The organism is Nonomuraea fastidiosa (assembly GCF_042751225.1).
Taxonomy (GTDB): domain Bacteria; phylum Actinomycetota; class Actinomycetes; order Streptosporangiales; family Streptosporangiaceae; genus Nonomuraea; species Nonomuraea fastidiosa.
The window spans coordinates 1,709,042-1,733,288 of record NZ_CP170570.1; the positions used below are offsets into that span (position 1 = coordinate 1,709,042).

Sequence of the window (24,247 nt, forward strand, 5' to 3'; positions counted from 1 at the left end):
GGCTGGTGCTGCGCCGCCTGGCCGTGCACGCCGACGGCTGCACGCTGGAGGCGGCCGAGGACGTCTGCGCGGAACCGGGCCTCGACGTGCTCGACCTCCTGGCCCGCCTGGTGGACCGCTCGCTCGTCCTCCGGACGACGGGCCCCGGGGCGGATGGCCGGTACCGGCTGCTGGAGTCGGTGTCGGCGTACTGCGTGGAACGGCTGGAGGCGGCGGGAGAGCTGGATGAGGTGCGGCTGCGGCACCTGCGCCACTACACCGCGCTGGCCGAACGCCTGGAGCCCGCGCTGCGCGGCGAGCACGCTCGCCGAGATCACCGGCGACTACGCACGCGCGGCGGCGCTGCGTGCCGAGCAGCTGCGCTTCGCCGAGGATCTGGGCCTGTGGAGCACGGTGCCGGACGCGCTGTCGCGGCTCGGCCGCGTCGCGCTGCTCACCGGCGACCACGCGCGGGCCGACGAGTACCACGAGCGGGCCAGGCGGCTCGCGGCGGCGCAGTCGAACCGGCCCGCCGAGGAGTTCGCCGAGGTGGGGCTGGCGCTGAGCGCGCGCAGGCAGGGCAGGCTGGACGAGGCCGAGCGGCGGTTGCGCGCCTGGCTCGGCTGGGTCGATGACGTCGCGGGCGACCCCGGGGCGGCGCTGATCCTGGCCGAGCTGGGGTTCGTGGCCGAGCAGCGCGGCGCCGCGGCCAAGGCGCTCGACCTCCAGCTCCGCGGCCTGGCGATGGCGCGCAAGGTCGGCGATCCCCGTGCGGTGGCGCTGGCCCTTGAGGGCCTGGCCGGCGCGCGTGCGCTCGGCGGCCGTCACGGGGAGGCGGCGCGGCTGCTCGGCCGGGCCGCCGCGCTCAGGGAGTCGGTGGGCGCGCCGCTGCCGGCCGGCGAACGGGGCGACGTGGACCGCATCGCCGCGGCCGTCCGCGCTGCCCTGGGCGAGGAGGAGTACGCGGGCGAGTGCGCCGCGGGCGCGGTCACGCCGCTGGAGGAGGCGCTGGCGAGCGTCCTGCCCGAAGACGCCGGGTCGCTGGCGGCCCTGCTGTCCGAGGACTCCGCACCGCAGGAAAGCCGGCCGGACGACGGCTTGGAGGACGCGTTCACGGCCGCCGTTAAGAGCGCATCGCCGGAAAGCATCCCTGGTGCACCTTTTGTCTAAACCCAAGAACAACCCCGGTTTCCGCACTTGCAGTGATTGTCGGGGTGAAAGCGGGCAGTGCCTGGGATGAACGGTCAACTTAGGGCAGGGTTGGGAGCATGCCGATGAGGACAGAGCTCGACCGCCTCGCAGGCGGCGCGCACCACGATCCGCACTCCGTGCTCGGAGCGCACCCCGTAGACGGCGGGGTGGTGTTCCGCGCGCTGCGCCCGCTCGCCGAGCGCGTGCGGGTGGTGCTGGAGGACGGCTCTGCCCACGACATGAAGCACCAGGCGCACGGCGTCTTCGAGGTGACGGTGCCGGGCCTGGACAAGGTGCCCACGTACACGTTGAGCGTGAAATATCCGGGCGCGGAGCCGTACGAGATGCGCGACCCGTACCGGCACTGGCCGACGCTCGGCGAGGTGGACCTGCACCTCATCAGCGAGGGCCGGCACGAACGGCTGTGGGAGGCGCTCGGCGCGCGCGTGATGAAGCATGAGGACGTCGAGGGCACGGCGTTCGCCGTCTGGGCGCCCAACGCGCGCGGCATCCGCGTGATCGGCGACTTCAACCACTGGGACGGCACCGCCTACCCGATGCGCTCGCTGGGCCGTTCCGGCGTGTGGGAGCTGTTCATCCCGGGCCTCGGGGCCGGTGAGCGGTACAAGTACCAGATCCTGGGCGCCGACGGCGTGTGGCGGGAGAAGGCCGACCCGATGGCGCGGCGCACCGAGGTGCCGCCGATGACCGCCTCGGTGATCGACAAGTCCGACTACAGCTGGCAGGACGACGCCTGGATGGTCGCCAGGCGCGAGAAGCAGCCGCAGCAAGAGCCGATGAGCGTCTACGAGGTGCACCTGGGCTCGTGGCGGCCCGGCCTGTCGTACGTGGAGCTCGCCGACCAGCTCTCCGAGTACGTCGTGGACATGGGCTTCACCCACGTGGAGCTGCTGCCGGTGGCCGAGCACCCGTTCGGCGGCTCGTGGGGCTACCAGGTGACCTCCTACTACGCGCCGACGGCCAGGTTCGGCACGCCCGACGAGTTCCGCCACTTCGTCGACGTCATGCACCAGCGCGGCATCGGCGTGCTGCTCGACTGGGTGCCCGCGCACTTCCCGATGGACGACTGGGCGCTGGCCCGCTTCGACGGCACCCCGCTGTACGAGCACGCCGACCCGGCCAGGGGCGAGCACCCCGACTGGGGCACGTACGTCTTCGACTTCGGCCGCAGGGAGGTGCGCAACTTCCTGGTGGCCAACGCGCTGTTCTGGCTGAAGGAGTTCCACATCGACGGCCTGCGGGTGGACGCGGTGGCCTCGATGCTCTACCTCGACTACTCGCGGCGCGAGGGCGAGTGGACGCCGAACGTCTTCGGCGGCAGGGAGAACCTCGACGCGGTCGAGTTCCTGAAGGAGATGAACGCGGTCTGCTACCGCGAGGCGCCCGGCATCTCGACGGTGGCGGAGGAGTCGACGGCCTGGCCTGGGGTCTCGCGGCCGGTGCACCTCGGCGGCCTGGGGTTCGGCTTCAAGTGGAACATGGGCTGGATGCACGACACGCTCGAATACCTGCGCCACGAGCCGATCTTCCGCCAGTACCACCATCACCAGATGACGTTCTCGCTGCTGTACGCCTACTCCGAGAACTACGTGCTGCCGCTCTCCCACGACGAGGTCGTGCACGGCAAGGGCTCGCTGCTGGCGAAGATGCCGGGCGACGAGTGGCAGCGGTTCGCGCAGCTCCGGGCGCTGCTCGCGTTCATGTGGGCGCATCCCGGCAAGCAGCTGCTGTTCATGGGCGGCGAGTTCGGCCAGGGCTCGGAGTGGTCGGAGAGCCGCGGGCTCGACTGGTGGGTGCTGGAGTTCGACGGCCACCAGGGCGTGCAGCGGCTGGTACGCGACCTCAACCGGATCTACCGCGACACCCCGGCGCTGTGGGAGCAGGACACCAAGCCCGAGGGCTTCCGGTGGATCGACGCCGACGACGCCTCGGGCAACACATTCTCGTTCGTCCGGTACGCGGGCGACGGGTCCGCGCTGGCGTGCGTGGTGAACTTCAGCGGCGGGCCGCACGAGCACTACCGGCTGGGCCTGCCGTACGCGGGCCGCTGGACCGAGACGATCAACACCGACGCCTACGACTACTGGGGCAGCGGCGTGGGCAACCTCGGTGCGGTCGAGGCCGACGGCGAGCCGTGGCACGGCCTGCCGTACTCGACGACGCTGCGGGTGCCGCCGCTCGGCGCGGTGTGGTTCACCCACCCCGGCCCGGAGCTGAACGAATGAGTGACGCACGCTGAAAGTTCGGTGAGAAAGCGCGGCGGGGGCCTGTGCCCGCCCGGAAAATCACCCTAAACTCCGAGATCATCCCCTCTCGGAGGACGCGTGCGATTCCGCCCCTTGTTCGTGAGCTCGATCGCGCTGGCCCTGCTGCCGCTCGCGGGCCCGGCGTACGCCGACGAACCGACGCCGGCCCCCACGCCCGGCGTCACCCAGGCACCACCTGTGCAGCAGCAGCCTGAGCCGTTACCGGAGCAGGCGCCGCCAGCTCAGGAGACGCCGGCGCCGGAGACCTCTCAGGCGCCTCAGGAGCCCAAGGCTCCCGAGGAGAAGATCGAGGAGGGGTTAGGCGTCGACGGCGGCACCGAGCGGGCCATCGTCGAGCTGACCGACGCGGGCGCGCACGCCACCGTCGCGACGCTGGCGGCGTCCGAGAGCGTGGACGTGGTGCTGCAGCCGCAGAACCAGTCGTACATGGTCGTGGAGGGCACCGCCGAGGAGCTGGCCAAGCTGGCCGAGGACCCGCGCGTCTCGTCCATCCACCGCGACCGCCTCTACAGCCCGGCCGAGGTCGCGCCGAACCTGTCGCTGATCGGCGCCGACCAGGTGCACCAGAGCGGCAGGATCGGCTCCGGCCAGGCCGTGGTGATCATCGACACCGGCATCGACGTGGACCACCCGTGGTTCCAGGGCCGGATCCTCGCCCAGGCGTGCTTCTCGGCCACCGAGGACGCGGGCGTGCGATCGCTGTGCCCGAACGGCCAGAATCAGCAGCTCGACGGCGACGCGGCCGCCGCGACCACGCCGGCCTGCCTGTCGGGCTCGGTGAACATGTGCGACCACGGCTCGCACGTCGCGGGCATCGCGGCCGGCACCGGCGGTGTCGCGCCCGGCGCGGGCATCGTGGCGGTGCAGGTGTTCAGCCGGATCGACGACGAGGACCTGTGCGGCGAGCCGGCGTGCCTGCTTGCGTACGAGTCGTCGCTGCGCCAGGCCCTCGACTACGTGGCGAACCTGACCCTCGACCGGCCCATCGCCGCGGTCAACCTGAGCCTGGGCGGCTGGCTGTACGACACGAACTGCGACACCGTCGAGGAGGGCGCGGTCTTCAAGGAGAAGATCGACGCCCTGCTGGCCAAGAACATCGCGACCGTGGTGGCGGCGGGCAACGAGTACTACGCGGGCGTGGCGCATCCGGCCTGCGTCTCCACGGCCGTGGCGGTCGGCGCGAACGACAACGACGACCACATCGCCGACTTCTCCAACCGGGGGCCGCTGCTCGACCTGTTCGCGCCGGGCGTGGACGTGGTCTCGGCGGTGCCCGACGACGCGACGATCGCCTACAGCGGCACCTCGATGTCCACCCCGCACGTGACGGGCGCGCTGGCGCTGATGCGCGAGGCGTACCCCGACCGGCCGATGACCGAGCTGATCGAGGCGCTGAAGAGCAGCGGCCGTCCGTACACCTACGAGGTGGACGGCGCGCAGGTCACCACGCCGCGTCTCGACCTGGCCGCGGCCCTGACGGGCGCCTCCCCGCAGCCGCCGATCTCGCAGAGCCCGGCGCCCGAGCCGCCGCCCGGCCCGCTGGAGCCGAACCCGACCGACGGCAGCGGCCCCACGCCGGAGCCCGATCAGCCGTCGGACCCGGACCCGCAGCCTTCCACGCCGCCCAGCCCCGTGCCGCTGCCCACGGTGACGGTCACGGTGACCGTGACGGCCACGGCGTCGCCGAGCCCGACGGCGGCGAAGGCGGCGGCCGTGTGCACGCGGGGCACCGCGGCCAAGAAGCTAGACGCCAAGGAGTGGGCCGTCGAGGTGCACCGCAGCAGCGGCAAGCTGACCGACGCGACCCTCACCTGCTACCTGAAGCTGATCTCCAAGTCGAGCAAGGTGTTCTCCGAGCTGACGAAGGCGTCGTCGCTGGGCAAGGCGTACCGGGTGCTGAAGGCCAAGAGCGGAAGCAGCAAGGCGAAGCTGGACAGCGCGCTGCTCACGGCCTGGCTCAACTGGGCGCACGGCACGAACGGCACCAAGGCGCTGACGGCGGCGGAGAAGGTGCGGATGAAGAGCAAGCCCTCCGCCAAGGCCCTGAAGAAAGCCACGCAGAGCATCCTGAAAACCGTCAAATAGCTAAATGTAGGAAGAAGGCCGGGCGAAGAGCACCGGCCTTCTGCTCTTCGCCCGAATCGCCGTAAAGAAGCCACCATCGTTTCTCTGCATCACATACGCCCCTGACATCACGCTTGTCACAGGCGGGGAGGTAGCGGCTGTAACCAGCCGGGAGCCGGAAGCGCTTCACGGCTCCAGCCTCCGGGAGGAACAAGTGAGGCTACGGTCTCTGCTGGCCGGCGCGACGACGCTGGTCGTGACATCAGCCGTGCTCTACGCGGCGCCCACGCTCCACGCCAATGCCGCCGACGCGGGCGATCCGATCATCAGCCCCGCGCTGGCCTCCGAGGTGCAGGCCAAGAGCCGGGTCCGCTCGATCATCCAGCTCAAACCAGGCCAGAGCGTCCAGGCGGTCGCCGCCGACCTGGAGCAGGCCTCCAATGGCAGCCGTGTCGTCGAGGCGACCGGCTCGGCGAACTTCTTCGTCGCCGAGGTCGACCGGCGCACGCTCGACAAGCTCAAGAAGGACGACCGCATCCACTCGGTCTACAAGGACGAGCTGAGCATGCCCTTTCTCGACGTCAGCACCGCGCTGATCCGCTCGGACCGGGCGAACCAGGCGGGCTGGAACGGCACCGGCACCACCATCGCCGTACTCGACACCGGCATCGACCGGGACCACCCGTTCTTCGCCGGGCGCATCGTGGACGAGGCCTGTTTCTCCTCCGCCAGCGCCACCGACGGCACGGTCTCCCTCTGCCCCAACAACCAGCCCAGCCAGACCGGGCCGGGCGCGGCCGACGCCGAGACCGCGCAGTGCCTGGTCAACGGGCAGAACGCCTGCTCGCACGGCACCCACGTGGCCGGCATCGCGGCGGGCAGGATGACCGCCGGCGCGCCCGCCAGCGGCGTCGCCCCCGAGGCGCGGCTGCTGCCCATCCAGGTGTTCAGCCGGGTGGACAACGCCCTGACCTGCATGCTGCGGGGCACCACCGCGCCCTGCTTCCTCAGCTACACCTCCGACCAGAAGCTGGCGCTCGAGTACGTGTCGCGGGTGGCCACGACGCACAACGTCGCCGCGGTGAACATGAGCCTCGGCGGCAGCACCGCGTACTCGGAGGCGTGCGACACCGACCCGGACGCCGCGGCCGTCAAGCCGGAGTTCGACCTGCTGGTGAGCCTGGGCGTGGCACCCGTGGTCGCGGCGGGCAACAGCGGGGCCGCCAACGGGGTCGCCTCGCCGGCCTGCATCTCCACCGCCGTCGCCGTCGGGGCCACCGACGACAGCGACCGGCTGGCCACGTTCACCAACAGGGGGCCGCTGCTCGACCTGCTGGCACCGGGCGTGACCATCAACTCGTCCGTGCCGGACGACACGTACGGGAACAAGAGCGGCACCTCGATGGCAGCGCCGCACGTCGCGGGGGCGTTCGCGATCATGCGGCAGGCCAACCCGGAGTTCACGGTCACGCAGAACCTGCAACGGCTGCGGGACACCGGGAGGGCGATCCAGTTCGACGCGGCGGGCACGCCGGTGGTCACCTCCAGAATCGATCTGGAACGCGCCACCACCGCCACGCAGGCCAGCAGGGATCCCCGGATTTGAGCGGGTGCAACGGGCCGGACCCTCGTGGTCCGGCCCGCTCGCATGCCTACGGCGCGCTGTCGGACAGAACAAGAAGCGGTAACGGAACTCTTGCGCCTCTCTGACATCTGTTGTCGGATTAATACACTTCGGTGGACAAATTTCCCTTGAGACCCCGGAGGAACGGTTTGCGTCTCCCGTCTCTGTTCGCCGGAGCCATCGCGTTAGCAGCCGCATCGGCGGCCCTGGTGGCCACCCCCGCCCACGCCGACCCAGAATCCAAAATCGACCCCGCGCTGACGGCCGCAGGCGAGCACCGCGCCATCGTGCACGTCCGGCAGCCCGCCAAGGTGCAAGCCGTCAGGTCCAGCGCCGAGCAGGTCAAGCGCGACCGGCGCAACGTCGAGGCGCAGCCGCCCGCAGAGCTCGCCGGCAAGCTCGACTTCTTCGTCTACCGCGGCACCCGCGCAGAGCTGGAGAAGATCGCCGAGCAGTCCGACGTGGTCTCCATCCGCAAGGACAAGCTGAACAAGCCCAGCCTGATCGAGAGCGTCCCGCTCATCGGGGCCGACAGGGCGCACAACGCCCGCATCACCGGTGACGGCAGCGCCGTCGCCATTCTCGACACCGGCATCGACGACGACCACCCCGCCTTCGGCGACCGCATCGTCGCCCAGGCGTGCTTCTCCGCCGCCGACCCCGCCGACGGCTCCAGCCCGCTCTGCCCCAGCGGCAGCCAGTTCCAGCTCGGTGACGGCGCCGCCAACGCCGAGACCGAGGCGTGCATGAACGGCGCGCCGCAGCCGCAGTACGGCCTGTGCTACCACGGCACGCACGTCGCCGGCATCGCCGCCGGACAGCGGACCGCCGACTTCCCCGCCGACGGCGTGGCCCCCAAGGCCAAGATCATCGCGGTGCAGGTGTTCAGCCGCTTCGACGACTCGCCGTACTGCAACGGGCAGCCGGTCTGCATCCTCGCCTACGACTCCTCCATCCTGACCGGCATGGCCTACGCCGAGCTGCTGGCCCACGAGTACCGCATCGCCTCCGTCAACCTCAGCCTCGGCGGCGGCGCGTACACCTCCAACTGCGACGAGGGCGACGGCGCGGACTTCAAGGCCGAGGCGGACAAGCTCCTCGCCAAGGGCGTGCCCACCGTGGTCGCGGCCGGCAACGAGGGCAACCAGGCGGGCGTCTCCTGGCCTGCCTGCGTCTCCTCCGTCGTGACCGTCGGCGCCACCGACAAGCAGGACGCGGTCGCCTCCTTCTCCAACCGCGGCACGCTGCTCGACGTGTTCGCGCCGGGCGCGAGCATCACGGGCGCCATCGCGGGCAACGCGTACGCGACCCTCAGCGGCACCTCCATGGCCGCCCCGCACGTGGCCGGCGCCTTTGCCCTCCTGCGCCAGAAGGACACGTGGTCGTCGGCCGACACGCTGCTCAACGCGCTCAAGAGCACCGGCAAGCCGATCACGTACGACAGCGGCGGCGCGCAGGTGACCACGCCTCGGATCAACGTCTGGGCGGCGCTGCGCTGACCCCGCCTGATCCCTTGAAGTAGCGAGTCATCGGCCGGGCCCGGCACCACGGGCCCGGCCGATGCGCGTTTGCGGCCCATCGATGGCGCCGGCGCGTTCAGCGTCGTGCTCTCCGTCTTCACGCTGGGCGCGACCTTCCGCTCTCTCGCGCGGGCCAGGATGCGCGAGCTGGAGGAGGGGCGCGCGGCGGGCAAGGTCGTCATCACCTCTCTGAATGACCGACCTTTCGCTGAGAGCGGATGCGAGGCCGCTGACCTGCCGTCACGCGCGTCCGGGAACCCCTGTTCCGGCAAAGGCGTGCTTTTCGAATTGTGTCGCTTAGGGTGGCTTCTATGGACGCAGGCAAGGCGATCTTCGATACCGTCGGCAAGCTTCGCCAGCGGCGCACCGCCCCGCTGGTGCTGGAGCTCGATCTGACCGAGGGCCTCACCGAGGGCCCGCCGGCCGACCCGCTCGCCGCGGTGCTGTCCATGCGCAAGCCGCGCCTGGCCGACGTCCTGTCCGGGCTCAAGCGGGCCCGCCAGGACCCACGGGTCAAGGCACTGGTCGTGAAGATCGGCGGCAACCCGCTGGGGTTCGCCATGGTCCAGGAGCTGCGCCAGGCGGTGATCCGGTTCCGGGCGGCGGGCAAGCTGACCGTCGCGTACGCCGAGACGTTCGGCGAGTTCAGCGGCGGCACCATCCCCTACTACCTCGCCACCGCCTTCGAGCGCCTCTACCTCCAGCCGAGCGGCGACGTCGGGCTGACCGGCCTCGCCATGGAGCAGCGCTTCGTGAAGGGCGCGCTGACCAAGCTCGGCGTCGGTTACGAGGTGGGCCAGCGCCACGAGTACAAGACGGCGATGAACACCTTCACCGAGGACCGCATGACGGACGCGCACCGCGAGTCCGCGGCCCGCCTGCTGGAGTCGCTGACCGAGACGGTCGTGGCGGGCATCGCCGACGGCCGCAGGCTCGACCCGGAGAAGGTGCGCGAGCTGATCGACCAGGGGCCGTTCATCGCCTCGGAGGCGCAGGAGGCGGGGCTGGTCGACGAGCTGGCCTACCGCGACGAGGTCTACGACGAGCTGAAGCGCGCCGCGGGCGAGGACGCGCACCTGCTGTACCTGGCCCGCTACGCCAAGGCCGCCAACGTGCGCAAGCTGCCGCAGCCCATGGCCGACGGCATCGCGCTCGTCCACGGCAGCGGCCTGATCAAGACCGGGCGCAGCGGCCGCAGCCCGCTCGGCGGCGGCGGCGCGATGGGCTCCGACACGATCTCCGCCTCGCTGCGCGCCGCCCGCCGTGACGAGCACATCAAGGCCGTGGTGTTCCGGGTGGACAGCCCCGGCGGCTCGTACGTCGCCAGCGACACGATCTGGCGCGAGGTGGCGCTGACCAGCAAGGTCAAGCCGGTGATCGTCTCGATGGGCGACTTCGCGGCCTCCGGCGGCTACTTCGTGTCGATGGCGGCCGACGTGATCATGGCACAGCCGGGCACGCTGACGGGCTCGATCGGCGTCTACGGCGGCAAGCCGGTGCTGTCGGAGCTGATGGAGAAGGCCGGGGTCAACTCTGAGCTGCTCGCCGAGGGCGCCAACGCCGGCATGTTCTCCCTCACCAGGGGTTTCTCGCCCGAGCAGTGGGAGCGGGTGAACGCCTGGCTCGACCGCATCTACGACGACTTCGTGAACAAGGTCGCCAAGAGCCGCGACCTCAGCCGCGAGCGTACGCACGAGCTGGCCAAGGGCCGGGTCTGGACGGGCGCCGACGCGCACGCCAACGGGCTGGTGGACGAGCTCGGCGGGCTTGAGGACGCGCTGGCGCTGGCCAGGAAGCGGGTGGGGCTGGCCGAGGACGCGCCCGTACGCACCTATCCCCGGCTCAACCCGCTCGAACGGCTGCGCGGCCCCGAGTCCAGCGAGGACAAGGCGGCGGCGCTGGCCAGGATCCGGCTCGACGCGTGGGGTCCGCTGGCGCGGCTGTCGGCGGAGCTGGGCCTGCCCGCGGGCGGCCCGCTGCTGCTGCCGTCCTGGTATCGCATCCGCTGACCTCGCGGCGGACCGGACAGCGGGGCGCGGCGCGGAGGCGGTACGTCGCCTCACGAACGGCGGCGGGCCCGCGCGCTGAGGCCGGGGCTCAGGTGGCGATGGTGCGGTAGCGGCTGCGCAGCCGGACCAGCGGCTGCCGGCGCGCGTCGACGTAATCGACGGCGAGCACGGCCGCGATGAAGATCGTGTGGTCGCCGGCCACGACGACCTTGGTGGTCTCGGCCTCGATGGCGGCCACCCCGCCCTCGATCACCAGCGCCTCCGTGTGCGGCCCACGGTGGTGCGGGGTGCCGGCGACGAGCAGGCGGGCGCTCGGCCGTCCCGCGGCGGCGAAGCGGCTGGCGACGGCCGTCTGATCGGACGACAGCAGGGAGGCGGCCCAGCGGTCCTGCCGGAGCAGCACCTCGTTGAGGTAGCCCTTGCCGGCCAGGCTCACCAGCACCAGCGGCGGCTCCAGCGAGACGGACATCAGCGTCGAGACGGTGGTGCCGATGTCGTCGCGCCCCTCGCGGGCGGTCACCACCGCCACGCCGGCCGCGAGCTGGGCCATCGCCTCGGTGAACAGCTCGGTCACCGCGACGGGCTCCACAGGTCGAACGCGTTTCCCCGGCCGGAAGGGCTCCGGTGGCCGTAAGGGCGGCACGCCACGGCCGGGCCTCCGCACGGGCGGAGGCCCTCGGCGCGGATGGCGGCGCTCAGACGAGGCCGTTGCTGGTCAGCCATTCCTTGGCAACAGTAGCGGGCTCGTCCTTGTTGACGGAGATCTTCTGCATCATCTGCAGCAGCGCGTCGGTGGTGAGCTTGGCCGAGATGCCGTTGAGCGTGGTCCTGACGGTGTCGTCGGCGGACGCCTTGTGCAGCAGCGGGATCACGTTCTGGGCGGCGAAGACGTTCTTGGTGTCCTCGAGCGCTACCAGATTGTTGGTCGTCATCTTGGGGTCGGTGGTGAAGACGTTGCCGACCTGGATCGAGCCGTCCTTGAGCGCGTCGGCCGTGGTGGGGCCCGTGGGCTTCCACTCCTTGAACTCCAGCCCGTAGACCTCCTTGAAGCGGGTCTCCCAGCGCTTTTTGAACTCGGGCGGAGCCCCCAGCACCATGTCCTTCGAGACCTTGGCGAGGTCCTCGATGGTCTTGAGACCCTGCTTGTCCTGGGTCTCCTTGGTGACCGACAGGCTGTCCTTGTCCTCGGCGGGCGAGGAGTCGAGCACCTCCAGCTCGGGCGGCAGCTTCTGCTTGAGCGCCGCGTCCACCTCCTCGGTGGTCACCGAGGTGTCCTTGACGTCGATGTAGGCGAGCAGGTTGCCGTTGTACTCGGGGACGATCGTCAGGCCGCCGCTCTTGACCTGGTCGAAGACGACTTCACGGCTGCCGATGCGGGGCTTCTCCTCCACCTGCACGCCCTTGGCCTCCAGAGCCTGGGCGTAGATGGAGGCGAGCAGCACGCTCTCGTCGAAGTCGAAGGAGCCGATGATCGCCTTGCCTCCCGCACCGGAAGCCGAGCCGGAGGGTGCCGCGCTCGTCGTCTCGAGCGGGTTGCTCCCGGTGGATCCACCCCCACCGCAGGCGGCCAGTGCGAGCATCGCCGACAGGAGGACCCCCGCGATGCCGTACGTGCGTCTCATGACTTTTCCCTTCTTAGCGGGAGGTTATACAGCAAAACCTAGCGAACCTTGAGGCGCCGGCTCACCCCCGGAGAGACCGCCACCCTCTGGGCGAGGGCGAACAGAGCCTGCACGACGAGCGCGAACAGCACAATCAGTACGGAACCACCGACGACGCTCGCGTAATCCTTGGTCGCGAAACCGTCGATGACGTAGCGGCCGAGCCCGCCGAGCCCCGTATAGGCGGCGACCGTGGTGGTGGCCACGACCTGGATGGCCGACAGGCGGCAGCCCAGCAGGATCAGCGGCAGCGCCACCGGCACCAGCACCCGTCCGAGCACCTGCCCGCCGCGCAGCCCCATCCCGTACGCGGCGTCGCGCAGCTCGGGATCGACGCCCCTGATCCCCTCGAAGGTGTTGACGAGGATCGGCGGCACCGACAGCAGCACCAGCGGGATGATCACCGGCCAGATCGAGCTGGTGCCGAGCAGCAGCACGAACATCACCAGCAGCCCCAGCGTGGGCAGCGCCCTGGCCAGGTTCGCCGAGACGACGACCAGCAGCGCACCCCGCCCGGTGTGGCCGATGAGCAGGCCGAGCGGCACCGCGATCAGCACCGCGAGCACCAGCGCAAGCGCCGAGAACTCCAGGTGTTCGAGCAGGCGGGCGGGGATGCCGCCGGTGCCCGACCAGTTGTCGGGGTTGCCGAAGAACTCGGCGAGCCAGCCGATGAACGAGGTCAGCCAGTTCACGGCGCCGCCCCCTTCCGCGCGCGCACCCACGGGGTCAGCAGCCGCTGCGCCAGGACGAGCAGACCGTCGGCGACCAGCGCGAGCGCCACGATGAGCACGATGCCGACGATCACCGGCGGCATGAACGGGTTCTGGTAGGCGCGGGTGAACAGCCCGCCGAGCCCGCCCTGCCCGATCAGCGCGCCCACGCTGACCAGGCTGATGCTGGAGACCGCGACCACCCGCAGCCCGGCCAGCACCACCGGGATGGCGATCGGCAGCTCGACCGCGAGCAGCCGGCGCAGCGGGGTGTAGCCCATGGCGATCGCCGACTGGCGTACGTGGTCGGGCACCGAGTCGAGCCCGTCGACCACGGCCGGGAGCAGCACCGCCGTGCCGTAGAAGGCCAGCGGGATGATCACCGTGGTCTGCGACAGGCCGGTCACCGAGATCAGCAGCATGAAGACCGGCAGCGACGGCAGCGCGTACACCACGTTCATCAGCCCTGACGTGGGCTGATAGAGCCAGCGCCAGCGCGCGCAGGCCAGGCCGAGCGGCACCGACACGATCAGCGCGAGCAGGATCGGCATGAACGACATCACGAGGTGGTCGGTCAGCAGGTTGCGGATGCTGTCGACCCGTCCGGTGTCCCAGTTACGCCCGATCCACTCCCATAGCGAGGGAGGGCCGTCACCCATCTGCGGCCTCCGCCAGCGCCTCGTCGAGGGCCTGCCGGCTGGCCACGCCCACGACCTTGCCGTCCTCGCCGAGCGCCACCGCGTTGCCGGACGGCGACAGCAGCGCGGCGTCGAGCGCGGCCCGCATGCTGTCGCGGCCGTGGCGGTAGGCGCCGTACGGCTCCAGCTTCCCGCCCGGCTCGCCGGTGCGCCAGCCCACCGGCCGGCCGTCGCCGGTCACGACCAGCACCCACGGCTCGGGGGAGACGGCCGAGGACCCCTCAGGCACGGTCAGGTCCGTACGCAGCCGCAGCCCCTCCGTGGAGACGAACTGCAGCCGCCTGATGCCCCGGTCGCGCCCCAGGAACTCCTGCACGAAGTCGTCGGCGGGCTGGGCGAGCAGCGTCTTAGGGTCGGCGAGCTGGGCCAGCTTGCCGCCCACCCGCATCACCGCCACCCGGTCGCCGAGCTTGATGGCCTCGTCGATGTCGTGCGTGACGAACACGATCGTCTTGTTCAGCTCGCTCTGCAGCCGCAGCAGCCCGTCCTGCAGGCTCGTGCGGACGATCGGGTCGACGGCGCTGAACGGCTCGTCCATGAGCAGCACCGGCGGGTCGGCCGCCAGCGCCCTGGCCACGCCCACGCGCTGCTGCTGGCCGCCGGAGAGCTGGAACGGGTAGCGCTGGCCGAGCGCTGCGTCGAGCCCGACGCGTTCGAGCAGCTCCATGGCCCGCGACCGGGCCTTCTTGCGGTCCCAGCCGAGCAGGTAGGGGACGGTGGCGATGTTGTCGACGATCTTCCTGTGCGGGAAGAGACCGGCCTGCTGGATGACGTAGCCGATGCCGCGCCGCAGCGTTGGCGGGTCGATGCCCTGGACGGGGACGCCGTCGAGGAGGATGCGGCCCTCCGAGGCGTCGATCATCCGGTTGATCATCCGGAGTGAGGTGGTCTTTCCGCAGCCCGACGGGCCGACGAGTACGGTGATCTCGCCCGTGGGCGCCTCAAGGTCGAGATGATCGACGGCGACGGTGCCGTCTGGATAGCGCTTGGTGACAGACTCGAATGTGATCACGCGCGAACTCTCGCTTCGGGCTTTCGGTGGCAGCGCCGCAGCCCCCGTGCCACGACCGCCGCATGATCTCCTGAACCCACAGACTACGGCGATACTTCCCGATGTGTCCCCTCGGGATTTCCTTAAACGCTTCAGTTGACGCGTTACCGAATGCGGCCTTCTGGGGTGGAGATTCGCATGAATTCTTTATCTGGTAGTGCGCCGGACCACGCCAGTTGGCATGATTACCCTCACGAATCCTGACGCATCAGCTCACAACCTCCCGACGCGCACCACTCCCCCCCAGCGTTCGCATCCACAAGAGGACCGGCCCGTGTCTCAGCCGCTCACCGATCAGCGCCGGCGCGCAGAACTGATCGCAGAGCTATACGACCGCCACGCCGCCGGGCTGTTCGCGTACTGCGCCGACCAGCTCGGCGACCTCGGCGCGGCGTCCGACGTCCTGGCGGCCGTGCTCAACGGAGTCCCGGACACCGCGCCGCCGCGCGCCGCGCTGTACGCGTTCGCGCGCCGCGAGATCCACCGCAGGGACATCGTCTACTCGCCCCCTGCCGTCGATCCGTTCATCGACCCGGCCACGGCGCTCGTCGAGCGCTCCCTGCGCGAGCTGCGCCCGCACCAGCGCGAGGTGCTGGTGCTGTGCGCGGTGTGCGGGCTGAGCAAGGACGAGCTGGCCTGGGTGCTCGACGTCGCGCCCGACACCGCCGAGGAGCTGACGATCGCGGCGGGACAGCAGTTCCGCCAGGCGCTGAGCACGGCGCTGGCCTCGGCCGGAGGACGCCTGCCCACGCCGGTCGCCGACGTCTACGGCGCGCTGCGGGTCGCGCCGCTGCCCGACGTGCTCGGCCGCCTGCCGTGGCCGCAGCCGCCCGGTGCGCTGCGCATCCACTTCGCCGGCTCGCGCCCGGCCGCGCCCGGCCCGCTGTTCACCAAGCCGCGCTGGCCCAGCCCGCCGGTCTGGCCGCAGCCGCTGGCCGAGGCCGACCCGGCGACCAGCACCGTGATCTTCCCCGCCGAGCTGCTGACGCCGCCCGCCTCGTCGCGCAGGCCCGAGCACGACGCCACCACGGCCCCGATGCCCAAGCTGCGCGACCCGCTCAGGCCGCCGGGCGACATCCTCGACCCCGATCTGCCGCTGCGCGACCCGCTCGGCTCCACCCGGGCGTTCAGGGATCCGCGCACCGGGCTTCCGTTCGGCGAGCAGGGGTCGGCCCGCGATCCGCGCGACGTCGGCGACGTGCTGGCCTGGTCGGACAAGGCGGCCGGCAAGACGACGGACAGAGCGCCGGACAGAGCGCCGGACAGGGCGGCCGGCAAGACGACGGGCAGAGGGACGGACAGGGCGGCGGACAGGGCGGCGGACAGGGCGAGCAAGCCGGTCGAGCGGCCGTTCTACCTGGCCGAGCCGCCGCCCAGCGCGACCGACCCGTTCATGACCGGTGACGTGATCCTGCCGAAGGACGCGCCCGATCCGTACATGACGGGCGATGTGCTCGTGCACAACGGTCCGGCCCGGCCGGTCCCCCGGCCGAAGCGGTCCGACCGGCAGCGGCCGCCGATGGAGCCGCGGCCCACCCCCGAGGAGTTCCTCCGCCTGCCGGAGACGCCGCTCGGCGCGGTGCGGACGCCGGAGACGGTCCGCGAGCCTGCCGCACCGCTGTTCCGGCCGCACACCCGGCCTGCTGAGCAGCCGGGCAAGTCGGCGCGCCGCGGGTCCGGAAGGAAGGCCGCCGGGCGCGAGGGGCGCGGCAAGCCCGCGAAAGAGCCCGTCTACCGGCTCCCTGAGCGCCTGTCCGCGCCGGAGCCTGGACCGCAGGCCGGGTCGGAAGGCTCCCTGACCAGGGCGGAAGGCTCCCTGACCGGGACGGAAACCTCCCTGACCAGGGCGGAAGGCTCCCAGGCCACGAGTGGGGCGGAGCAGCGGGTGGTGCGGGAGACTCCGCGTGAGGCGGGGACGCGGGCCGTCCGTGAGCTCGTGTTCGAGGCGGGCTGGCAGGAGACGTCGCCGATCGCGCCGCGCCCGGTCCGGGCGCGTCCCGTCCCCAAGCGCCGCCCCGAGGTGACCCGCCGCCCGCCGAAGCAGCGCCGCCGTAAGGACCGCCACTACGACTGGGTGTGGGAAGCGGCCGGGTTTCTGCTCTGCGTGGCGATCGCGATGATCGTCTTCTTCTCGATGCCGAGCGTCCTCGGCCCCTGACCTTCCCCGAACCCTCGGGGAGGGTCTTCAGCCGGCGGTCAGGATCAGCCCGCTGGTCGGCACCCCGGTCCCGGCCGTCACCAGGACGTTGGAGACGTCCGGGATCTGGTTGGCCGCGGTTCCCCTGATCTGGCGGACGGCCTCGGCGATGCCGTTCATGCCGTGGATGTACGCCTCCCCGAGCTGCCCGCCGTGCGGGTTGACCGGCAGGCGGCCGTCCAGCTCGATGCCCTCGTCCCGGACGAAGCCCGGGGCCTCGCCGCGCCCGCAGAAGCCCAGCTCCTCGAGCTGGGTCAGCACGAACGGGGTGAAGTGGTCGTACAGGATGGCCGTCTGGATGTCGGCGGGCGACAGCCCCGACTTCTCCCAGAGCTGCCGGCCGACGACGGACATCTCCGGCAGGCCGGTCATGTCATCGCGGTAGTAGCTCGTCATCATCATCTGCCCGGCCCCGGCCCCCTGCGCGGCGGCGGCGATCAGCACGGGCGACCTGCGCAGGTCGCGGGCGCGCTCGGCCGAGGTGACGACCAGGGCCACCGCGCCGTCGCTCTCCTGGCAGCAGTCGAGCAGGTGCAGCGGCTCCACGATCCACCGGGACGCCTGGTGCTCCTCCAATGTGATCGGCCGGCCGTGGAACCAGGCGGCCGGGTTCGTGGCGGCGTGGCGGCGCATGGCCACCGCCACCCGGCCGAAGTCCTCGGAGGTGGCGCCGTACACGTGCATGTAGCGGCGGGCGAACATGGCGACCCAGGCGGCGGGCGTCATCAGCCCGTACGGGACGTGCCAGCTCATCTCCAGCCCCTGCGAGGTGGGCTGCCCGGTCAGGCCGGTGTTCGGCTGCCCGAAGCGGCGGCCCGAGCGCTCGTTGAACGCCCGGTAGCAGACCACCGTGCTCGCCATGCCGGTCGCCACCGCCATGGCCGCGTGCGCGACCGTGCCGCAGGCCGCGCCGCCGCCGTACTCGACGCGGGAGAAGAAGGTCAGCTCGCCGATGCCGGTCTCCCTGGCCACGGCGATCTCCTGGTTGGTGTCCTGGGTGAAGGTGACCAGGCCGTCCACGTCGGCGGGCGACAGACCCGCGTCGTCCAGCGCCGCGAGCACGGCCTCGGCGGCGAGGCGCAGCTCGGAGCGTCCTGACCGCTTGCTGAACTCGGTGGCGCCGATGCCCGCGATCGCGGCGTTCACCGCGCCTCCCCTGGCGCTCCCGGACCTGACGCTCCCGGACCTGACGCTCCCGGACCTGACGCTCCGGGACCTGACGCTCCCGGGCCTGACGCTCCCGGTGTGAGGCGGACGGTCGCGGTGGCGTGGTCGCCGAGGCTGACCCGGCCGCGCACGCGCACCGCCGGCTCGCCGTCCGCGCCCTGCACGACCGTGCCGGTGAAGGTCAGCCGGTCCCCCGCGTACGCGGGCACGCCGAGCCGCACGTCGATCGACCTGATCACCGCGCCGGGCCCGGCCCAGTCGGTGACGTACCGCTGCACCAGCCCCATCGTGGTGAGGATGTTGAGGAAGATGTCCTTCGAGCCCTGAGCGCGGGCCAGCTCCGGGTCATGGTGCACGGGCGTGAAGTCCCTGGTGGCCAGCGCCGTCGAGATCACCATGGTCGGCGTCAGCTCGATGGTCAGCTCGGGCAGCTCCGTGCCGATCATGCGGGCTCCCATCTCGGCAGGACGAGTTCGGCGTCCATCGCGTCGAACCGCACCCGCAACCGCATCCCGACCTCCACGTCACCGGGCGCGCAGCCGACGATGTCGCCCACGACCCGTACGCCTTCCGGCAGCTCGACCACCCCCACCACGAACGGCGTCTCGCGCCCCGGCACCGGCGGATGGTGATGCACGACGTAGCTGAACAGCACGCCCTCGCCGCTCGCCACCGTGTAGCCCCGGTTGGCCGAGCGGCAGCGCCGGCACAGCGGACCTGGCGGGTGGCGCAGCTCACCGCAGTCGGCGCACGCCTGGATGCGCAGCTCTTTCTGCTTGGCGCCGTCCCAGAAGAACGCGGTGTCGTCGCTGACGGCCGGCCGCAGTGGGTACGGCGCCCGCTCCTTCTCGGGCTCGGGGCGGAACTTGAGCACGCGGAACATCATCGTGGCGACCGGTTCGTCCTCGTCGGTGTACCAGGTGACGTTCCAGGTGGCGAAGTAGCCGACGCCCAGGGCGGTGCGCTTGGGCCCGGCCAGCCCCGCCAGCCGGGTGGCGGGGGTCAGCCGCTCCCCCACCCGCGCGTACCGGTGGTAGGTCTGCTCGCAGTTCGTCGCCACCACGCCCGTGTAGCCGCTGCGGTCGAGCGCGGCCAGCAGGTCGTCCACCGGTGAGCGCTCCTTGCCCGCACCAGGGCCGCGCATCGTCCACACCTGGGCCATGGCGGGCGGTGCCAGGCCGCGTTCGAGGTAGACGGGGTTGGCGTCGCCCATGGCGGCCAGCCAGTGGCGGATCATGGGGACGTTGACGGGGTCGTCGGCGGGTGCGCCGCGCACCTCCCCCAGAGCCGTCTGCTTGGCGGCCAGCTCGTGCAGCTCCGCGTCGCTCAGGACGAGCCCTGCGCCGCTCATCGGGGCGCCGCTCATCGGGGCGCCGCTCATCGGGGCGGCCTCGGCAGGCTCAGGCCGAGCATGGCGATCAGCTCGCGCTGCACTTCGTTCACGCCGCCGCCGAACGTCAGCACCACCGCACCCTTGGCGGCGTTGTCGATGCGCTCGATCAGCTCGGCGGTCTCGGGGTCGGCGGGGTCGCCGTACCTCGCCAGGACGTCGCCGACGATCCTGCCCGCCTCCTGCATGCGCTCGGAGGCGTAGATCTTGGTGGCGGACGCGTCGGGCGCGCCCAGCCAGCCCAGGTCCATGTTGGCCGCGACCTGCCAGTTCAGCAGCTCGTTGGTACGGAACGCGGCCCACACGGCGGCCAGCGCCCGCCGCACGCCCGGCTCGGCGTCCAGCCCCGTACGCCGGGCCCAGGCGCGGAACCGGTCGTAGACCTGGCCGAGGTTGCCCGCCGGGCCGAGCGTGACGCGCTCGTGGTTGAGCTGGTTGACGATGAGATCCCAGCCGCGGTCCACCTCGCCCACGACCATGTCCACGGGGACGCGGACGTCGGAGTAGTAGGTGGCGTTGGTGTGGTGGCGGCCGTCCATGGTCACGATCGGCGTCCACGAGAAGCCGGGATCGGTCGTGTCGACGATCATCATCGTGATGCCCTTGTGCCGCTTGGCCTCGGGGTTGGTGCGGGCCGCGAGCCAGATGTACTGGGCGTAGTGCGCGCCGCTCGTGAAGATCTTCTGGCCGTTGACGACGTAGTGGTCGCCGTCCAGCACCGCCGTCGTGCGCAGCGCGGCCAGGTCGGTGCCCGCCTCCGGCTCGCTGTAGCCGATCGCGAAGTGGCACTCGCCGGCCAGGATGCGGGGCAGGAAGAAGTCCTTCTGCCGCTCGGTGCCGTACTGCATGAGCGTGGGGCCCACCGTCTGCACGGTGATGATCGGGTACGGCACTCCGGCGCGGGCGATCTCGTTGGCGAAGATCTGCTGCTCCAGGGGGCCGTAGCCGCCTCCGCCGTACTCCTTGGGCCAGCCGATGCCGAGCTTGCCGTCCCTGCCGAGGCGGCGGCAGTGCTCCATGTACGCCTCGCCGAACGGATCGTCGGCGATCTCGGCCCGGTCCTCGGCGGTCAGGCAGGAGCCGAAGTACTCGCGCAGCTCGTCGCGGAGCCTGCGCTGCTCGGGTGTCAGGTCGATGTACATCAGACGAGCGCTCCGATCAGGTCGAGCTGGGCGTCCGCGCCGCCGAGCAGATGGGACAGGTGCCCCGCCTGGGCGAAGTAGCGGTGCAGCGGGTAGGTGACGTCGAGGCCGAGCCCGCCGTGCAGGTGCTGGCAGGTGTAGAGCGCCCTGACAGACTCGCCCACGTGGTACGCCGCCAGCGCCAGGTCCTGCCCGGCCGGCAGCCCCTCCGACAGCCGCCAGGCCGCCGACCACATGGCCACGTCGAGCGCCCGGCCGGCGATGTAGACGTCGGCGATCTGCATCGTCACCGCCTGGAACTCGGCCAGCGCCCGCCCGAACTGCCTGCGCTGCTTGATGTGGCCGGTCGTCAGCTCGAGCGCGCCCGCGAGCACTCCGCTCGCCTGGGCGGCGACGGCCGCCGTGAACACGTGTGCCGCGTCTTCGGCCGCCTCGGGGCCGGCGATCCGCTCGGCGGGGGCCGCGTCCAGCGTGATCGTGGCGGCCGGCTCGCCGGTCGAGGTGTGTTCGGGCGTGCCCGCCGGGCTCTCGGCCAGGAACAGCCCCTCGTCCGCCGTCACCAGCACCGCGGCGCCGTCCGGATACGGCACCTGCGTCTTGCGCCCGGTCACCGTCCAGCCGCCCTGGGCCCGCACGGCGGTGGTGCGGGGCGGGGCGTTCAGCGGCGCGCCCGGTTCGCGTACGGCGAGGGTGAGCCGGGCGCCCGGCGGCCGCTGCAGGTCTCGTGCGCCGTGGCGGGCCAGGAGCAGCTGGGCGGCGAGCAGCGGCAGTGCGGGCAGCGCCGCCGCGCGGGCGCCGACCTCGCGCAGCACCACGGCCATCTCCACAGGGCCGAGCCCCGCACCGCCCGCCTCCTCCGGCACGCACAGGCTGAGCAGGCCGGCCTGGGACAGCCGCTCCTCGTCCGCATCCTTCGCCAGCACCTCGGCGGCGAGCCGCTGCAGCTCCCGCTGGGTCTCGTCCAGGTTGAAATCCACGTCTACATCTCCAAGAGGTGTCGCCTGCCGTGCCGTACGAAGTCCTCCTCGATGTCCTTGACGTCCGCGTCGGTGAGCCGCCTGAACCCGTCCCGGGTGCGCCACCAGACGGGGTCGGCGGTGCGCCACGCCTCGCGGGCCAGGTGCCGCTTGATGACCTTGTGCGAGGGGGTCTGCGGCAGCTCGCGGGCGATGCGGACGTACCGGGGCAGCGCCTTCGCACCGAGGTCGGCGCGCCCGGCGAGGAAGGCCGCGAACGCCTCGGGGTCGAAGGCGCGCTCCAGCACGAGCGCCGCCATCACCTGGTCGCCGGCCGCCGCGTCCGGCACCGGGTAGACCGCCGCCTCCACCACCCCGCCGAACTCGCGTAACGCCGCCTCGATGGGCGTGACGGCGAGGTTCTCGCCGTCCACGCGCAGCCGTTCCGTGCCCCGGCCGGCGAAGAAGACGTGGCCCTGCGCGTCGGCGTAAACCAGGTCGCCCGACCAGAACGCGCCGTCCCTGATCCTTTCGGCGTCCGCCTCGGGGTCGTTGTAGTAGCCGTCGAACAACCCGAGCCCGGCCGTGTTGACCAGCTCGCCGATCGCCTCATCCGGGTTGAGCAGGCGGCCGTTCGCTATGTGCGCGGGCGGGCAGGGGCGGCCCGTGGTCGGGTCGAGGATCCGTACGCCCTCCGGCAGGCGGCCGAGGCAGCCGGGCGGCCCGCCGGGGTCGGGGGTGAGCGAGATCGCCGTCTCCGTCGATCCGAAGGCGTCGATCACCCGGCAGCCGAACCGCTCCCCGAACCGCCTGGTCGCGACCGCGCTGCCCTCGTTGCCGAAGGCGATCCGCAGCGGGTTGCCGGCGTCGTCCGGGCGCTCGGGGGTGGCCAGCACGTACGACAGGGCCTTGCCGACGTAGTGGAGGTACGTGACGCCGTACCGCCTGATGTCGGGGAGCAGGCCCGAGGCCGAGAAACGGCGCCGCAGCACCAGCCGGGCCCCCGACGCGACGGCCGGGGCGTAGGCGGCCATGAGCGCACCCGAGTGGAACAGCGGCATCGCGCAGTAGACGGCGTCGTCTGCGGTGAGCATCGCGGCCAGGCTGAGGCCGGGGACGGCGAGCTTGCGCTGGGTGATGCGTACGGCGCGGGGGCGTCCCGAGGTGCCCGACGTGAAGATCAGCATGACGAGATCGCCGCCCGCCGGCTCGGCGAGGTCGTGGGCCGCGGACAGGGACGCGCCGGCGCGTGGAGCCGGCGGCTCGGCCTGGCTGGGGCTCTCGCGCTCGGCCCGGTTTTCGTCTGCGGGCGGGGAGACCGCGGGCGTGTCAGGGGCGAGAGGCTTGGCCGCCAGCCCCAACGCACCCGCGACCTCGTCAGCGAGGGCTCCGAAAGGAGCATCGGCCAAGAGCAGGGTCACGTCGGTGGCGCGGGCGTCACGTACCAGCTCAGGGGCCGCCCTGGTGGGGTTGAGCGCGACCACCACATGCCCGGCCAGCGCCGCGCCGCCGATGAGGAAGACCAGGTCGGGAACGTTCTCGCTGAGCACACCGACATGCGTGCCCGGGCCGTGCGCGGACAGGCGGGCCGCGGCGGCGCGGCAGGCGGCGACGTGTTCGCGCCACGTCCACACCCTGTCCTCGAACACCAGCCCAGGGCGGTCGTCGCCGGCGCGTGCGGTCAGCAGGGAGGCGAGCGTGTCCGCGGTCATCGCTCCTCCAGCAAGCGCTAGGTTCGCTGACTCGCAAACTAGAACAGATTCTAATGAGTGTCCAGCGGAGGCCCTCTGAGATATGGCGGGATATGTCCGTGTAACGCCGTAGACATGGGCCGATAGGGCCGGTTTGTGACTCACGAGTAACAAGCCGTGCCGTCACAAAATCAGATAACGTGTTCTCATGCGTTCTACGCAGGCCACCATCGCAGCGCCCCCCAGCGACTCCGAGGGCACCATGGAAAACCCTTCCGCCCCGGGCGGGCACAGCGTACGCACGCGCAGCCAGCACCAACGCCGCAAGCGCATCGTCCAGGCCGCGGCGGCGCTGGCCTCGCGGGGCGGCGTCGAGGCCATGCAGATGCGCACGGTGGCCGAACGCGCGGGCGTGGCGCTTGGCACGCTCTACCGCTACTTCCCCTCCAAGATGGACCTCGTCGTGGCCGTCGTCGGCGAGGAGCTCGACCTGCTGGAGAGCAGCATCGAGCGCCGCCCGCCGAGCGCCGCCACCCCGGCGAGCCGCGCGGTCGACGTGCTCATGCGGGCCACCAGGGGGCTCATGCGCGAGCCCGAGCTGGCCGACGCGCTCATCCGCTCGCTGATCATGGCCGAGGTGCAGACCCCCTTCGGCGACCGCATGACGGGGCTGCTGCTGCGCGTCTCCGCCGACGGGCTCACCCTGGAGGAGGCCGGCGAGGAGCAGATCGACCTCGCGGGGTCGCTGGCCAGCGTGTGGGTGCAGGAGTTGCTGGAGATGCTGCGGGGGCGGCGCACGTACGACCAGATCCAGCGCCGCATCGAAACCGCCGCCGCCCGCCTCCTCTCCGACATCTGACCCCACCCTGTCCCACCACCGCCCCGAGCAGCGGGCCACCACAGCGCCTC

Annotated in this window: 19 protein-coding genes; 8 read left to right on the forward strand and 11 right to left on the reverse strand. The window is 71.6% G+C overall.

All coding sequences use genetic code 11. The annotated features are described in order from the left end of the window. Positions 1-225 precede the first annotated feature (225 nt). The 6 genes from ACFMQL_RS07685 to sppA all read left to right on the forward strand — a co-directional run bounded on the left by ACFMQL_RS07685 (position 226) and on the right by sppA (position 10,675). Complete coding sequence (locus tag ACFMQL_RS07685; RefSeq protein ID WP_378785055.1) at positions 226-1,149, forward strand: tetratricopeptide repeat protein; 924 nt, start codon at positions 226-228, stop codon at positions 1,147-1,149. A 104-nt stretch (positions 1,150-1,253) separates the two neighbouring features. Next, a complete protein-coding gene (glgB, locus tag ACFMQL_RS07690; RefSeq protein ID WP_364059190.1) occupies positions 1,254-3,416 on the forward strand; it encodes a 1,4-alpha-glucan branching protein GlgB in 2,163 nt (720 codons plus the stop codon). A 99-nt stretch (positions 3,417-3,515) separates the two neighbouring features. Further along, a complete protein-coding gene (locus ACFMQL_RS07695) occupies positions 3,516-5,543 on the forward strand; it encodes a S8 family serine peptidase (RefSeq protein ID WP_364059193.1) in 2,028 nt (675 codons plus the stop codon). Positions 5,544-5,736: 193 nt separating this feature from the next. Beyond that, the gene (locus ACFMQL_RS07700; RefSeq protein WP_364059195.1) at positions 5,737-7,128 is read left to right on the forward strand and encodes a S8 family serine peptidase; all 1,392 of its coding nucleotides are present in this window, start codon (positions 5,737-5,739) and stop codon (positions 7,126-7,128) included. Positions 7,129-7,295: 167 nt separating this feature from the next. Beyond that, positions 7,296-8,645, forward strand: coding sequence for a S8 family serine peptidase (locus tag ACFMQL_RS07705; RefSeq protein ID WP_364059198.1), 1,350 nt, complete (start codon positions 7,296-7,298; stop codon positions 8,643-8,645). Between the two features lie 332 nt (positions 8,646-8,977). Next, on the forward strand, positions 8,978-10,675 hold the full coding sequence (gene sppA / locus ACFMQL_RS07710; RefSeq protein WP_364059201.1) for a signal peptide peptidase SppA: 1,698 nt from the start codon (positions 8,978-8,980) through the stop codon (positions 10,673-10,675). Positions 10,676-10,763: 88 nt separating this feature from the next. Here the strand turns inward: sppA and ACFMQL_RS07715 are convergent, their stop codons facing one another. The 5 genes from ACFMQL_RS07715 to ACFMQL_RS07735 all read right to left on the reverse strand — a co-directional run bounded on the left by ACFMQL_RS07715 (position 10,764) and on the right by ACFMQL_RS07735 (position 14,756). Continuing rightward, positions 10,764-11,225 (reverse strand): flavin reductase family protein, encoded by a 462-nt coding sequence (locus ACFMQL_RS07715; protein WP_378790145.1) that lies wholly within the window; start codon positions 11,223-11,225, stop codon positions 10,764-10,766. A gap of 145 nt (positions 11,226-11,370) precedes the next feature. Next, the gene (locus ACFMQL_RS07720) at positions 11,371-12,297 is read right to left on the reverse strand and encodes an ABC transporter substrate-binding protein (protein WP_378785056.1); all 927 of its coding nucleotides are present in this window, start codon (positions 12,295-12,297) and stop codon (positions 11,371-11,373) included. 38 nt (positions 12,298-12,335) lie between these two features. Further along, a complete protein-coding gene (locus ACFMQL_RS07725) occupies positions 12,336-13,028 on the reverse strand; it encodes an ABC transporter permease (protein WP_378785057.1) in 693 nt (230 codons plus the stop codon). Then, positions 13,025-13,705 carry an ABC transporter permease subunit gene (locus tag ACFMQL_RS07730; RefSeq protein ID WP_364059210.1) on the reverse strand — a complete coding sequence of 227 codons (681 nt, stop codon included), beginning with the start codon at positions 13,703-13,705 and terminating at the stop codon, positions 13,025-13,027. Before ACFMQL_RS07730 ends, ACFMQL_RS07725 begins: the two co-directional genes overlap by 4 nt. Then, complete coding sequence (locus ACFMQL_RS07735; RefSeq protein WP_378785059.1) at positions 13,698-14,756, reverse strand: ABC transporter ATP-binding protein; 1,059 nt, start codon at positions 14,754-14,756, stop codon at positions 13,698-13,700. The genes ACFMQL_RS07730 and ACFMQL_RS07735 overlap by 8 nt, the downstream gene beginning before the upstream one ends. A 313-nt stretch (positions 14,757-15,069) precedes the next feature. On the opposite strand from ACFMQL_RS07735, the gene ACFMQL_RS07740 reads away from it, so the two are divergent. Beyond that, a complete protein-coding gene (locus ACFMQL_RS07740; protein ID WP_378785060.1) occupies positions 15,070-16,953 on the forward strand; it encodes a hypothetical protein in 1,884 nt (627 codons plus the stop codon). Positions 16,954-16,980: 27 nt separating this feature from the next. On the opposite strand, the gene ACFMQL_RS07745 is transcribed toward ACFMQL_RS07740, so the two are convergent. The 6 genes from ACFMQL_RS07745 to ACFMQL_RS07770 are packed head-to-tail and all read right to left on the reverse strand — an operon-like array spanning position 16,981 to position 23,359. Continuing rightward, entirely contained in the window at positions 16,981-18,138 is a 1,158-nt protein-coding gene (locus ACFMQL_RS07745; RefSeq protein WP_378785062.1) for a lipid-transfer protein, read from the reverse strand. Then, positions 18,135-18,605, reverse strand: a complete 471-nt coding sequence (locus ACFMQL_RS07750) for a MaoC family dehydratase (RefSeq protein WP_364059222.1) — start codon at positions 18,603-18,605, stop codon at positions 18,135-18,137. The genes ACFMQL_RS07745 and ACFMQL_RS07750 overlap by 4 nt, the downstream gene beginning before the upstream one ends. Beyond that, complete coding sequence (locus tag ACFMQL_RS07755) at positions 18,602-19,510, reverse strand: bifunctional MaoC family dehydratase N-terminal/OB-fold nucleic acid binding domain-containing protein (RefSeq protein ID WP_364059225.1); 909 nt, start codon at positions 19,508-19,510, stop codon at positions 18,602-18,604. The genes ACFMQL_RS07750 and ACFMQL_RS07755 overlap by 4 nt, the downstream gene beginning before the upstream one ends. A 26-nt stretch (positions 19,511-19,536) precedes the next feature. Continuing rightward, the gene (locus ACFMQL_RS07760) at positions 19,537-20,691 is read right to left on the reverse strand and encodes an acyl-CoA dehydrogenase family protein (protein WP_378785065.1); all 1,155 of its coding nucleotides are present in this window, start codon (positions 20,689-20,691) and stop codon (positions 19,537-19,539) included. Then, a complete protein-coding gene (locus ACFMQL_RS07765; RefSeq protein WP_378785067.1) occupies positions 20,691-21,668 on the reverse strand; it encodes an acyl-CoA dehydrogenase family protein in 978 nt (325 codons plus the stop codon). Before ACFMQL_RS07765 ends, ACFMQL_RS07760 begins: the two co-directional genes overlap by 1 nt. Before the next feature lie 2 nt (positions 21,669-21,670). Continuing rightward, positions 21,671-23,359, reverse strand: coding sequence for an AMP-binding protein (locus ACFMQL_RS07770; protein ID WP_378785069.1), 1,689 nt, complete (start codon positions 23,357-23,359; stop codon positions 21,671-21,673). A gap of 187 nt (positions 23,360-23,546) precedes the next feature. Here ACFMQL_RS07770 and ACFMQL_RS07775 point away from each other — a divergent pair, with 187 nt between their 5' ends. After that, entirely contained in the window at positions 23,547-24,197 is a 651-nt protein-coding gene (locus ACFMQL_RS07775) for a TetR family transcriptional regulator (protein ID WP_378785071.1), read from the forward strand. Positions 24,198-24,247 lie beyond the last annotated feature (50 nt).

Bases quoted from the DNA above. Each gene is read 5' to 3' on its own strand.
- ACFMQL_RS07685 (WP_378785055.1), top strand. From the start codon at position 226: ATGAGGTGCGGCTGCGGCACCTGCGCCACTACACCGCGCTGGCCGAAC.
- glgB (WP_364059190.1), top strand. From the start codon at position 1,254: ATGAGGACAGAGCTCGACCGCCTCGCAGGCGGCGCGCACCACGATCCG.
- sppA (WP_364059201.1), top strand. From the start codon at position 8,978: ATGGACGCAGGCAAGGCGATCTTCGATACCGTCGGCAAGCTTCGCCAG.
- ACFMQL_RS07715 (WP_378790145.1), bottom strand. From the start codon at position 11,225: ATGGCCCAGCTCGCGGCCGGCGTGGCGGTGGTGACCGCCCGCGAGGGG.
- ACFMQL_RS07720 (WP_378785056.1), bottom strand. From the start codon at position 12,297: ATGAGACGCACGTACGGCATCGCGGGGGTCCTCCTGTCGGCGATGCTC.
- ACFMQL_RS07730 (WP_364059210.1), bottom strand. From the start codon at position 13,705: ATGGGTGACGGCCCTCCCTCGCTATGGGAGTGGATCGGGCGTAACTGG.
- ACFMQL_RS07750 (WP_364059222.1), bottom strand. From the start codon at position 18,605: ATGATCGGCACGGAGCTGCCCGAGCTGACCATCGAGCTGACGCCGACC.
- ACFMQL_RS07755 (WP_364059225.1), bottom strand. From the start codon at position 19,510: ATGAGCGGCGCAGGGCTCGTCCTGAGCGACGCGGAGCTGCACGAGCTG.
- ACFMQL_RS07760 (WP_378785065.1), bottom strand. From the start codon at position 20,691: ATGTACATCGACCTGACACCCGAGCAGCGCAGGCTCCGCGACGAGCTG.
- ACFMQL_RS07770 (WP_378785069.1), bottom strand. From the start codon at position 23,359: ATGACCGCGGACACGCTCGCCTCCCTGCTGACCGCACGCGCCGGCGAC.
- ACFMQL_RS07775 (WP_378785071.1), top strand. From the start codon at position 23,547: ATGCGTTCTACGCAGGCCACCATCGCAGCGCCCCCCAGCGACTCCGAG.